The following is a 12,844-nucleotide window of genomic DNA, read 5'->3' as shown; positions in this document are numbered from 1 at the left end:
TTTGCTTATGCATATATCAATACTCTGCTAAAACATGGCTTAAAATTAGAATGTAGACAAAAATTAAATTTAAAAAGGCACTTGATTTTATCACTTTACTATGATAAAGTAATAAACAACAGAAGCGATTGAGGGGGATATTTATGAATAAATTATTTAAAAAATTATTAATAGTATCATGTGTTGCTGCTATTGGGGTGAATTTAGTAGCATGTAAAAGCAATAAACAAGAAAGTGTATCTAGCAAAGATGAGATAATAATAGGGATGGATGATACTTTTGTTCCAATGGGATTTAAAAATGGAAATGGAGAAACAGTAGGTTTTGACGTGGATCTTGCTAAGGCAGTAGGAGAAAAACTTAATAAAGAAGTTGAATTTCAATCAATTGATTGGAGTATGAAAGAATCAGAACTTAATAATGGAAATATAGATTTAATTTGGAATGGATACTCAATAACTGATGAAAGAAAAGAGAATGTAGAATTTTCTAAGGTTTATTTAAAGAATAGACAAGTTATTATAACATTAGCAGATTCTAAAATTAACAGTAAAAATGATTTAGCTAATGCTAAGGTAGGAGCCCAAAATCAATCAAGTGCGGTGGATGCTATAAAAGCATATGGTGATATGATAAGTAAGTTTTATGGTGGAAATGTAGTCACATTTGAAACTAATAATGATGCATTGATGGATTTAGAAGCAGGAAGAATAGATGCAGTTGTGGCTGATGAAATATTAGCTAAATATTATACAAATGAAAGAGGAAAAGAAAAGTATAAAATATTAAATGATGATTTTGGAGCAGAAGATTATGCTGTTGCAATAAAAAAAGGAGATACATCATTTGTTGAAGAATTTAATAATGCTTTAAATTCTGTAATAGAAGATGGTACAGGCACAAAAATATCAGAAAAATGGTTTGGTGAAGACATAATAGCTAAATAAAGAAGGAGGAGTCACCTTGAATTATATATTATCACTAATGCCTCAAATATTAGAAGGCTTAAAAGTTACATTAGAAGTTTTTGTATTGACATCAATATTATCTATTCCTCTTGGGGTTGTTGTAGCACTAGCTAGAACATCAAAATTTCTAATACTAAGAAAATTAACAGGCATATATGTGCTTATAATGAGAGGAACTCCATTACTATTACAAATAGTTATAATATTTTTTGGATTGCCAACTGTAGATATAACTTTTGATAGATTTACAGCAGCAATATTAGCATTTGTTTTAAATTATGCAGCGTATTTTGGAGAAATATTTAGAGCAGGAATGATATCAATTGATAGAGGTCAATATGAAGCGGCAGAAATGCTTGGATTAACACCTAAAGACACTTTTTTTAGAATAATATTACCACAAGCTATTAAAAGAGTTATTCCTCCAGTAGCTAATGAAATTACAACTTTAATAAAAGATACATCTTTAGTATATATAATAGGTTTAGATGAGTTGTTAAAAATAGCAAAGATAGCATCTAATAGGGATGTTACATTAATTCCATTAATATTAGCAGGAGTTGTCTATTTAATAGTCATAGGTATACTTAGTAAATTACTAGAGAAAGTAGAAAAGAAGTATGAATATTATAACTAGAGAGGACTGGTTTTAGATGCTAAGAATTAGTGATGTTGAAAAGAAATTTGGGAATACTGAAGTGCTAAAAGGAATCAATCTTAATATTGCACCAGGAGAAATACTAGTTATTGTTGGTCCGTCAGGCGGTGGAAAAACGACACTTCTTAGATGTGTTAATGCTTTAGAGCAGTGTGATAACGGAAAGATTGAAATTAATGGACGAGCAATTTGTGAAGATGGAAAATATGTTGATAAGAAAACTATGTCTGAGATAAGAAAAGATATAGGTCTAGTATTTCAAAACTTTAATTTATTTCCACATATGACTGTATTAGAAAACTTAATAGAAGCACCTAGAAAAGTACTTAAATTAAGCAAAGAAGATGCTATAAAGAAAGCAGAAGAAATTTTAGGCTTTTTAGGATTAGAAGAAAAAGCAAAAAATTATCCTTTTGAATTATCAGGAGGACAAAAACAAAGAGTTGCAATAGGAAGAGCTCTGGCATTAGAACCAAAAGTTATGTGTTTTGATGAACCGACTTCAGCATTGGATCCAGGACTTACAGAAGAGGTGGCAAATTTAATAAAAAGTTTAAGTGAAAACGGAATGGCAATGATGATAATAACTCATGATATGGAATTTGCAAAAAGAGTCTCAGATAGGATAGTTTCAATGGATAAAGGCAAACTTATAGATGGTTTAATATTTGAATAATAAAATAAATTCACTTGAAATATTATAGTTCATATGATATTATTAAGTAGTAATATAATTCAAGATTTAATCATGCGTACTATACATTACCTCTTTTTCAGAGATTGGTCTAGTATTAAGGTTATAATCTATGAAGAGGAGGATTTTATAATGGAAGATAAGAAAATACTTTGTAAAGATTGCGGTAACGAATTTGTGTTCACAGTTGGGGAACAAGAATTCTACAAAGAAAAAGGATTTGATAACGAACCAGTAAGATGTCCTGATTGTAGAAGAGCAAGAAAACAACAAAGAAACAACAGAAATTTTGACAGATAGTAGAAACTAACAGCTACTAAAAAATGATTTCAAATCATTTTTTAGTAGCTTTTTTAATGTTTATTTAAATAAAATAAAATGGGGGAAAAAATTGAAAATAATTATTGGAAAATTCAAATCTATAAAAAGATATATAAGCACTTTTTTTCTATGGGTTGTTGTTGCTGGAATTACGGGTCTATTAGGTGGTTTTATAGGTAGCTTTTTTCATCTTAGTGTTGAATATGCTACTAATTTTAGAATACAAAATGATTGGATAATATTTATGTTACCACTTGGTGGTACTCTTATAATATATTTGTATAAAGTATTCAAATTGGGAAGTGATATAGGGACAAATTTAGTCATAGATTCTATTCGAACAGATGGAAAAGTACCCTTTTCTATGTCTCCTCTTATATTTATAAGCACTGTAATAACTCATCTTTTTGGAGGATCAGCTGGTAGAGAGGGAGCAGCTTTGCAACTTGGAGGTAGTATTGGTTCACAAGTGGGAAAAATTTTGCATCTTGATGAAAAGGATATGCATTTAATTACTTTGTGCGGAATGAGTGGTGTTTTTTCTGCATTATTTGGGACACCATTAACAGCAACATTTTTTGCTATGGAAGTTATAAGTGTGGGGGTTATTTATTATTCTAGTTTTATTCCATGTATAGTTTCATCAATTGTTGCTTATAAAGTATCATTGTTTTTTGGCCTTGAACCAGTTCACTTTAATATAAACATTATTCCTAATATTTCAACAGAGAATATAATAAAAGTTGCAATTTTAGGTGCTTTATGTGCTTTAGTGAGTATTGTATTTTGTGAAACTCTACACAAAACTAATAAATCTTTAAGCAATATAATAAAAAATGACTATCTTAGAATAGTTTGTGGTGGCTTAGCTATAGTTTCACTTACATTTATTGTTGGATGTAGAGATTATAATGGAGCAGGAATGGATATTATAGCTAATGCAATTAATGGACAGGCAAAACCAGAAGCATTTATTTTAAAGATTATTTTTACGGCTATTACTATAAGTGTTGGGTACAAAGGCGGAGAAATTGTCCCTACATTCTTTATTGGTGCCACATTTGGATGTGTAGTAGGAAAATTAATTGGTTTAGATCCAGGATTTGGAGCTGCAATTGGACTTGTAGCATTATTTTGTGGCGTAGTTAATACTCTTATTACTTCTGTGATATTAAGTATAGAACTTTTTGGTTCTGGTGCCCTTATTTTATTTGCAGTTGCTTGTGGTGTTAGCTATATGTTATCAGGGTATTTTAGTCTTTATAGTAGCCAAAAAATAGTTTATTCAAAACTTAAAGCTGAATTTATAAATAGAAGTGCTGAGTGATAAAAATATTACTCAGCATTTTTTTATATGGAAAATTATAAAATTTACGAAAGAATGCATTGAACTTGGAATTATTTCTTTTGATATAGCAGATATATATATATATATATATAAATAGTTACAAGAGAATGCTATGAATTTAAAGAAGTCATTAAGATATGATATTGAAATAATAACTAAGTGTGGAATAAAGGTTTTGGCAACGGTCAGTAGATTCATTAAAGATGAAGTTAACTCAAGAAGATTGGTATAAAATATGGAGAAGTTCTACTCGAAAAAATGATTAACAAATATTCGTATAATAAAAAGCTAAAATATACGTAAAAAAGAGGGTGATTTATTAAAAATCAATCTTTTTTTTAAATAATATTCTCAAAAACAAAAATATGAGTTGGTTTTATACAATATAAGTTGACAATGATAATTTTAAATGGTAATCTTTAATTAATAACACGAAAGATAATATAAAGTTAATTAAAAATGTTCGTAATTATAACAATTAATAAAATTATAAATCTCAAATTAATATTTTGGAGGAATTTTTAATGTTAAATATTAAGAGTATATTCGTTGAAAAGAAAAGCGGATTTGATGTAGAAGCCCAAGGCTTATTAAGAGATTTTAAAGAAAATTTAGGAGTAGCTAATCTAGAAAGTGTAAGGCTTATAAATAAATATATTATTTCAGATATAAGTGAAGAGTACTATAAAAAAGCACTACATACTATTTTTTCAGAATTAACAGTTGATAATGTGTATGAATCAGAATTGCCTATTAATGAAGATGAAATAGCATTCGCAGTAGAATTTTTACCAGGACAATATGATCAGAGAGCAGATTCGGCTTCAGAATGTATATCATTATTGACTGAAGAAGATAAAGCTTATATAAAATCAGCTAAGATAATTATGTTAAAGGGAAATATTACGAAGGAAGAAATTTATAAAATAAAATTATATTATATAAACCCAGTCGATTCAAGAGAAGTGGATATAAATAGTAAAGACATTACATCAACTTCAAACATACCTAAAGATGTTCTTATATTAAATGGATTCATAGATAAAAATTTAGAAGAGTTACAAGAATTTCATTCAGATTATGGTCTTGCCATGAGTATTGAAGATCTTGTTATGATAAAAGACTATTTTAAAAAAGAAAATAGAGATCCATCAATCACTGAAATGAGGGTTATAGACACTTATTGGTCAGATCACTGTAGACATACTACATTTTCTACAATATTAGAAAATATAGAGTTTGAAGATAATAAATATACTTCACCAATTAAGAAAAGTTATGAAAATTATATAAAATCAAGAGAATACGTGTATGGAGAAAAAGAAAAAAATAAAACTCTTATGGACATTGCAGTTATAGCAATGAAAGAACTTAGAAAAAGGGGAAAACTTGATGATTTAGATATATCAGAAGAAATAAATGCATGTTCTATTAATGTAAAAGTTGAAACTGATAAGGGATTAGAAGATTATCTAGTTATGTTTAAAAATGAAACTCATAACCATCCCACTGAGATTGAACCTTTTGGTGGAGCGGCAACTTGTTTAGGTGGAGCAATAAGAGATCCATTATCAGGTAGAACATACGTGTATCAAGCTATGAGAGTTACAGGTGCAGCAGATCCAACACTTCCAATTGAAAAAACTTTAAAAGGAAAACTTCCTCAAAGAACTATTACTTTAGGAGCAGCTCACGGATACAGTTCTTATGGTAATCAAATAGGTCTTGCAACTGGGCAAGTTCAAGAAATTTATCATCCTAATTATGCAGCAAAGAGAATGGAAGTTGGAGCAGTTATTGCAGCTGCACCAAAAGAAAATGTTGTTCGTGAAGAACCAAGGTTAGGTGATGTAATTATCTTACTTGGTGGAAGAACAGGTAGAGATGGAGTTGGTGGAGCAACAGGGTCATCAAAAGAACATACAGTAGATTCACTTAGTGAATGTGGAGCCGAAGTTCAAAAAGGGAATGCTCCCACTGAAAGAAAAATTCAAAGATTATTTAGAAATTCAAAAGTAGCTAAGATGATTAAAAGATGTAATGACTTTGGAGCTGGTGGAGTATCAGTTGCTATTGGAGAATTATGCAGAGGACTAGATATAGATTTAGATAAAGTTACAAAGAAGTATGAAGGATTAGATGGAACAGAACTTGCAGTTTCAGAATCACAAGAAAGAATGGCTGTAGTTGTAACAAAAGAAAATGCAGATGAATTTATTAAACTTTCAAATGAAGAAAATTTAGAAGCAACATTAGTAGCACATGTTACAGATACTGATAAGCTTAGATTATTCTGGAGAGGTAAAAAAATAGTAGATTTAGATAGAAGCTTTTTAGATACAAATGGGGCAAGTCAAAAAGTATCTGTTAAAGTTAGTGGACCAACTGAGTATCCATATGAAATTTCAGATGTTAATGTAAAAGATACATGGATAAATAACTTAAAAGATTTAAATATAACATCTCAAAAAGGATTAGTTGAGAGATTTGACTCAACTATTGGAGCAGGAACAGTAATTATGCCTTTTGGCGGTAAATATGCAAATACACCAGCTGAAGGAATGGCAGCTAAAATTCCAGTTCTTGGTGGAGAAAGTAAAGATGCAACAATAATGACATTTGGATTTAATCCATACTTAGGTACTTGGAGTCAATATCATATGGCATATTACTCAGTAATAGAATCAATAACAAAACTTTCAGCTATGGGTGGAGATTATAAAAAAGCTAAATTAACTTTTCAAGAGTATTTTGAGAAATTAGGTAAGGATAAAACAAGATGGGGTAAACCATTTTCAGCACTGCTTGGAGCTTATGAAGCACAAATGCAACTTGGAATTGCAGCAATTGGAGGAAAAGATTCAATGTCAGGAAGCTTTGGAGATTTAGATGTACCTCCAACATTAGTTTCATTTGCTGTTGGAGTTGAAAAAGCTAGTAAAATAATGTCTCCAGAATTTAAGTGTGTAAATTCAAAATTAGTATTACTTAAAACTGAAAAGTTAGAAGATGGCACTATAGATATGAATAAGTTTAAAAAGAATTTAGAGGTTCTTTATAAATTAATAGGCGAAGAGAAAGTTATTTCAGCATCTGCAGTTAAATTTGGAGGGGTTTCTGAATGTTTAACTAAGATGTCACTGGGGAATAGAATAGGTGCTGAATTTAATAATTTAACTAAGGATGAATTATTTGGACTTAATTATGGAAGCTTATTATTAGAAGTTAAATCAGACATGGATATATTTAAGGAATTTAAAGAATGTTTATATAAAGAAGTAGGAAAAACAATAGAAGGTTCAGTGTTAATATCTAGAGAATATGACTTAGAACTAGATATTGAAAATTTGGAGGAAATATATGAAGAAAAATTAAGTAGTATATTTAAGATAAAAACTGAAGATATTTCAGGAAAGGTAGAAACTGTTTTATATGATAAAAAAGAAGTTTCAGCCCCAGCTATTAAATTAGCTAAACCAAGAGTCGTAATTCCAGTTTTCCCAGGAAATAATTGTGAATATGACTGTAGAAGAGCTTTTGAAAAAGAGGGTGCTAAAGTATCAGAAGTAATATTTAGAAACATTACAAAAGAAGCATTAGTAGAATCCATAGAAAGACTTAAATCTGAAATAGATAAATCTCAAATAATCATGATTCCAGGAGGTTTTTCAGCAGGAGATGAACCAGATGGATCAGGTAAGTTTATAGCAACTGTATTTAGAAATGAGAAGATTAAAGAATCAGTAATGGAATTATTAAAGAATAGAGACGGATTAGCATTAGGTATTTGTAATGGCTTCCAAGCTTTAATTAAGTTAGGATTGGTACCTTATGGAGAAATTATTGATATAAAAGAAGATATGCCTACATTAACTTACAACAATATAAATAGACATATGTCTTCAATAGTTAGAACAAAGATAGTTTCAAACAAATCACCTTGGTTTAATGAAGTAAAGGTAGGAGATATACATTCAATAGCAATTTCACATGGAGAAGGAAGATTTGTTGCACCAGAAAGTTTAATAAAAGAATTAATAGCTAATGGTCAAGTAGCAACTCAATATGTGGATCTTCAAGGCGATGTGGCACTTAATATGCCATACAATCCAAATGGATCAATGTATGGAATTGAAGGAATAACAAGCCTTGATGGAAGAGTACTTGGAAAAATGGCTCATTCAGAAAGAATAGGTGAAAATTTATATAAAAATATTCCAGGAAACTTTGATCAAAAGATATTTAGGTCAGGAGTTAATTATTTTAAATAAGAACGAAAGTTAAATATTTTAGTTGAATCATTTACTTAAGAAAAGGATATAAATTTGGCACTAATAAATGCAAATTAAAAATATTTTGAGCATTGAGTTAATGAAGATTATGAAATGCCCAGAATTTAAGAATTTAAGAATTTAAGAATCTAAGAATCTAAGAATCTAAGAATTTAAGAATTAGGAGGATTAACTATGAAGGTAGCAATATTTTTTGGAAGTAAATCAGATACAGAAGTTATGAAAGGAGCTGCTAATGCATTAAAGGAATTTAATGTTGATTATAAAGCATATATCCTTTCAGCACATAGAGTTCCAGAAAAATTAGAAGAAACTATAAAAATGGTTGAAAGTAAAGGCTGTGAAGTAATAATTGCTGGTGCAGGGCTTGCAGCACATTTGCCAGGAGTTATTGCATCAAAAACAATACTACCGGTAATCGGAGTTCCTATAAATGCAGCGCTTAATGGATTAGATGCATTACTTTCAATAGTGCAAATGCCAAAGTCAATTCCAGTTGCAACTGTTGGAATAAACAATAGTTATAATGCAGGAATGCTAGCGTTACAAATGTTAGCTTTAAAAGATGAGGATTTAAAAGAGAAATTAATTGAATTTAGAAATCATATGAAAAAGAATTTTATAGATGAAAATGGGGAAGGGGTAGAACTATAATGGAAAAATTAGAGATGTTATATGAAGGAAAAGCAAAACAAATATATGCAACAGATAAGGCAGATGAAGTAGTAATTTACTATAAAGATGATGCAACAGCATTTAATGGAGAAAAGAAAGGTCAAATTGCAGATAAAGGTGTAATGAATAATAAAATTACTTCAATCTTATTTGAACAATTAGAAAAACAAGGAATTAAAACTCACTTCATTAAGAAATTAAATGATAGAGAACAATTATGTAAAAAGGTTGAAATAGTTCCACTAGAAGTGATCGTAAGAAATGTTGCAGCTGGTAGCATGGCTAAAAGATTAGGCATTGAAGAAGGAACACCTCTTAAGACTACAGTATTTGAATTTTCTTATAAAGATGATGAATTAGGAGATCCATTAATTAATAGTTATCATGCAGTGGCAATTGGAGCTGCAACTTTTGAAGAAATAGACACCATTTTAGAGATGACAGCTAAAATTAATAACATATTAAAAGAAGCATTTGCAAAAGAAAATATTAACTTAATTGATTTTAAGATAGAATTTGGCAAATGCACAGATGGAACTATTGTTTTAGCAGATGAAATTTCACCTGATACATGTAGATTTTGGGATGCAACTACAGGAGAAAAATTAGATAAAGATAGATTTAGAAGAGATTTAGGTAATGTAGAAGATGCTTATATTGAAATCTTAAAGAGAATATCTAAATAATAGTTAATGAACAATGGCGATGAACTGTCAATTATCCATTAATTAAGTTAAGAAAGGAATATGTAGATGACGAATTCAGAGTTTGAATTAATTATGGATCCGAGCTTGGATAAATTTAAAGATGAATGTGGTGTTTTTGGAGTTTATACTAATAAGCCACTAGATGTTGCTTCCATGACTTATTATGGTCTTTATGCACTTCAACATAGAGGTCAAGAAAGTGCAGGAATTGCAGTAGCTGATGGAGAAAAAATAGAAATGCATAAGGGGCTAGGATTAATTACAGATGCATTTAAACATGAAGATTTAGAAAAGTTAAAAGGTCATATAGCTATAGGACATGTAAGATATTCAACAGCTGGTGGAAAAGGAATAGAAAATGCTCAACCAATACTTACTACTTCTAAAATAGGCTCAATTGCAATGGCTCATAATGGAAATTTAGTTAATGATGATGTTATAAGAGAATTACTTGAGGATGCTGGACAAATTTTTCATACATCAAGTGACTCTGAAGTAATAGCTTGTCTTATAGCAAGAAGTGCAAAAAAAGGTCTTACAAAGGCTGTAGTTGATGCAATATCTGCTATAAGAGGGTCATTTGCATTAACAATTATGTCAACAGATAAATTAATAGGGGCTAGAGATCCTCATGGAATCAGACCACTTTCACTTGGAAAGATTGATGAAGGATACGTATTAACATCAGAAAGTTGTGCTTTAGATGCAATAGGTGCAGAGCTTGTAAGAGATATTGAACCTGGGGAAATTGTTATTATAGATGAAGAAGGAATTCATTCTTATAAATATTCTGAAAATACAGTATGTCAAACTTGTGCTTTTGAATATATTTATTTTGCAAGACCTGATTCTAAAATTGATGGACTAGAGGTTCATACTTCAAGAGTTAGAGCAGGAGAACAATTATATAAAGAACATCCTATAGATGCTGATTTAGTAATTGCAGTTCCAGATTCAGGAATTCCAGCGGCTATAGGATATGCTAAAGCTTCAGGAATTCCTTATGATACAGGATTTATTAAAAATAGATATGTAGGAAGAACATTTATATCACCTTCTCAAGAAATTAGGGAAAGAGCAGTTGCTGTTAAATTAAATCCACTAAAAGTAAATATTGAAGGCAAAAGGGTAATTTTAATTGATGATTCTATTGTAAGAGGAACAACTTCGAAGCATTTGATAGAATCACTTAAGCATGCTGGAGTTAAGGAAATAAGCTTTTTAATAGCATCACCAAGCGTTAAATATCCATGTCATTTTGGTATAGATACACCATATCGAAGTGAACTTATTGCAGCTAATAATTCAGTAGAAGAAATAAAAGATATTATTGGAGCTGATTACTTAGGATACTTAAGTGAAGATGGTGTAAAAGAAAGTTGCAAAGGTAAAGAAGGATTTTGTATGGGATGCTTTAATGGAATTTATCCAGTAGCTACACCAATTGAAACACCAAATCAGTTTGAAAGGTAGGATTAAATATGATTACTTACAAAGAAGCAGGAGTTAATATAGAAGAAGGTTATAGATCAGTAAAGTTAATAAAAGAATATGCAGCTAAGACTATGAGTGAATATGTATTAAATGGTCTTGGAAGTTTTGCAGGTATGGTTGAACTTCCATCAGGATATGAAAAACCAGTGCTAGTTTCAGGAACAGATGGTGTTGGAACAAAATTAGAAATAGCATTTAAAAATAAAAAATATGATACTGTTGGAATTGACTGTGTTGCTATGTGTGTAAATGATATTTTATGTCATGGAGCAAAGCCATTATTTTTCTTAGATTATATTGCTTGTGGAAGACTTGAAGCAGAAGTGGCTTCTGATTTAGTTAAAGGAATTTCAGATGGATGTATTCAATCTGATTGTGCTTTAATTGGTGGAGAAACAGCAGAAATGCCAGGATTTTATGATGAAGGCGAATATGATATGGCAGGTTTTGCAGTAGGAATAGTTGATAAAGATAAGATAATAAATGGTAGCAATATTAAAGAAGGAGATAAACTAATTGGAATTGCATCTTCTGGAATACATTCTAATGGGTACTCATTAGTAAGAAAGATTTTCACAGATTTAAATGAAGATTTTAATGGTGAGGAAGTTTGGAAAACATTAATTACTCCAACTAAGATTTATGTTAAGCCCATACTTAGTTTACTTGAAAACTTTGATATTAAAGGTATGGCACATGTAACTGGTGGAGGATTTATTGAAAATGTTCCAAGAATGTTTAATGGTAGAGAATTAACTGCTGTAATTAATAAAAATTCATATCCCCTTCCAAATATATTTGAAAGAATCATTGAAAAAGGTGTAGATAAAGAACATATGTATAATACTTTTAATATGGGTATTGGATTTGTTCTTGCAGTAAATGAAAAAGATGTTGACCCTATAATAAAAGATTTAATCGCATTGGGCGAAAAAGCTTATGAAATAGGTCATGTAACATCTGGAGGTGAAGGTGTTTGTTTAAAATAGCAGTTTTAGTTTCAGGTGGTGGAACAGACCTTCAATCTATAATAGATTCAGTGGAAAATAAAGAAATAGAATGTAGCATAGAAATGGTCATTGGAAGTAAAGATGGAATATATGCATTAGAAAGAGCTAAGAATCATAATATACCTACTTATGTTGTAAGCAAAAAAGATTATAAGGATAAATCTTCAGAGAAAATTTTAGAATTAACTAAAGGAAAAGTTGATTTGATTGTTCTTGCAGGATATTTATCAATATTAGATGGAGATATATTAAAAGAATTTAATAACAAAATAATTAATATTCATCCATCGTTAATTCCAGCTTTTTGTGGACCCGGAATGTATGGGTTAAAAGTTCATGAGGCAGTTATAAAAAGTGGAGTTAAATTTTCAGGATGCACAGTTCATTTTGTAAATTCTGAAGTTGATGGAGGTGCAATATTACTTCAAGATATTGTACCAGTTTATTTTGAAGATGATTCTGAAAGTATTCAAAAGAGAATATTAGAAAAAGAACATATATTATTGCCAAAAGCAATTAAGTTAATTAGTGAATGTAAAGTTGAAATTGTTAATGGTAGAACAAAGGTAATTGACAAGTGACAATGGACAATTGTCAATGAAAGACGAAATTACTACGTAATTTCTAAGAATATATGAGTTCTATAATAAATAAAAAATAAATCTGTTACAGTTACA

General features: G+C 29.9%; 11 protein-coding genes. All 11 read left to right on the top strand.

Annotated features, from left to right (window positions below; genetic code table 11):
* The first annotated feature begins 143 nt into the window (after nt 1-143).
* The 11 genes from NG904_RS04040 to purN all read left to right on the top strand — a co-directional run bounded on the left by NG904_RS04040 (nt 144) and on the right by purN (nt 12,748).
* Nucleotides 144-947, top strand: coding sequence for an amino acid ABC transporter substrate-binding protein (locus NG904_RS04040; RefSeq protein ID WP_252229952.1), 804 nt, complete (start codon nt 144-146; stop codon nt 945-947).
* Nucleotides 948-963: 16 nt separating this feature from the next.
* On the top strand, nt 964-1,605 hold the full coding sequence (locus tag NG904_RS04035; RefSeq protein WP_252229950.1) for an amino acid ABC transporter permease: 642 nt from the start codon (nt 964-966) through the stop codon (nt 1,603-1,605).
* A gap of 16 nt (nt 1,606-1,621) precedes the next feature.
* Nucleotides 1,622-2,302 (top strand): amino acid ABC transporter ATP-binding protein, encoded by a 681-nt coding sequence (locus tag NG904_RS04030; protein ID WP_252229948.1) that lies wholly within the window; start codon nt 1,622-1,624, stop codon nt 2,300-2,302.
* A gap of 150 nt (nt 2,303-2,452) precedes the next feature.
* Nucleotides 2,453-2,620, top strand: a complete 168-nt coding sequence (locus NG904_RS04025; protein WP_252216922.1) for a zinc-ribbon domain-containing protein — start codon at nt 2,453-2,455, stop codon at nt 2,618-2,620.
* A gap of 91 nt (nt 2,621-2,711) precedes the next feature.
* The gene (locus NG904_RS04020; protein ID WP_252229946.1) at nt 2,712-3,968 is read left to right on the top strand and encodes a chloride channel protein; all 1,257 of its coding nucleotides are present in this window, start codon (nt 2,712-2,714) and stop codon (nt 3,966-3,968) included.
* A gap of 545 nt (nt 3,969-4,513) precedes the next feature.
* Complete coding sequence (locus NG904_RS04015) at nt 4,514-8,260, top strand: phosphoribosylformylglycinamidine synthase (RefSeq protein ID WP_252229944.1); 3,747 nt, start codon at nt 4,514-4,516, stop codon at nt 8,258-8,260.
* Between the two features lie 195 nt (nt 8,261-8,455).
* Complete coding sequence (gene purE / locus NG904_RS04010) at nt 8,456-8,935, top strand: 5-(carboxyamino)imidazole ribonucleotide mutase (RefSeq protein WP_252226825.1); 480 nt, start codon at nt 8,456-8,458, stop codon at nt 8,933-8,935.
* Entirely contained in the window at nt 8,935-9,642 is a 708-nt protein-coding gene (gene purC / locus NG904_RS04005; protein ID WP_252226823.1) for a phosphoribosylaminoimidazolesuccinocarboxamide synthase, read from the top strand. The genes purE and purC overlap by 1 nt, the downstream gene beginning before the upstream one ends.
* A gap of 66 nt (nt 9,643-9,708) precedes the next feature.
* Nucleotides 9,709-11,136, top strand: a complete 1,428-nt coding sequence (gene purF, locus NG904_RS04000; protein ID WP_252229942.1) for an amidophosphoribosyltransferase — start codon at nt 9,709-9,711, stop codon at nt 11,134-11,136.
* An 8-nt stretch (nt 11,137-11,144) separates the two neighbouring features.
* A complete protein-coding gene (gene purM / locus NG904_RS03995) occupies nt 11,145-12,146 on the top strand; it encodes a phosphoribosylformylglycinamidine cyclo-ligase (RefSeq protein WP_252229940.1) in 1,002 nt (333 codons plus the stop codon).
* Nucleotides 12,134-12,748 (top strand): phosphoribosylglycinamide formyltransferase, encoded by a 615-nt coding sequence (purN, locus tag NG904_RS03990; RefSeq protein WP_252229938.1) that lies wholly within the window; start codon nt 12,134-12,136, stop codon nt 12,746-12,748. The genes purM and purN overlap by 13 nt, the downstream gene beginning before the upstream one ends.
* Nucleotides 12,749-12,844: the final 96 nt, after the last annotated feature.

This window comes from Clostridium sp. ZBS15 (assembly GCF_023845705.1).
GTDB classification, from domain to species: Bacteria; Bacillota; Clostridia; order Clostridiales; family Clostridiaceae; genus Clostridium; species Clostridium aquiflavi.
Note: the sequence above shows the minus strand (reverse complement) of the source record. Positions and strands in the feature narration are given on the sequence as shown.

Excerpts from the sequence above, each read along its gene's own strand:
- NG904_RS04040 (WP_252229952.1), top strand. The coding sequence starts at position 144 with ATGAATAAATTATTTAAAAAATTATTAATAGTATCATGTGTTGCTGCT.
- NG904_RS04030 (WP_252229948.1), top strand. The coding sequence starts at position 1,622 with ATGCTAAGAATTAGTGATGTTGAAAAGAAATTTGGGAATACTGAAGTG.
- NG904_RS04025 (WP_252216922.1), top strand. The coding sequence starts at position 2,453 with ATGGAAGATAAGAAAATACTTTGTAAAGATTGCGGTAACGAATTTGTG.
- NG904_RS04015 (WP_252229944.1), top strand. The coding sequence starts at position 4,514 with ATGTTAAATATTAAGAGTATATTCGTTGAAAAGAAAAGCGGATTTGAT.
- purE (WP_252226825.1), top strand. The coding sequence starts at position 8,456 with ATGAAGGTAGCAATATTTTTTGGAAGTAAATCAGATACAGAAGTTATG.
- purC (WP_252226823.1), top strand. The coding sequence starts at position 8,935 with ATGGAAAAATTAGAGATGTTATATGAAGGAAAAGCAAAACAAATATAT.
- purF (WP_252229942.1), top strand. The coding sequence starts at position 9,709 with ATGACGAATTCAGAGTTTGAATTAATTATGGATCCGAGCTTGGATAAA.
- purM (WP_252229940.1), top strand. The coding sequence starts at position 11,145 with ATGATTACTTACAAAGAAGCAGGAGTTAATATAGAAGAAGGTTATAGA.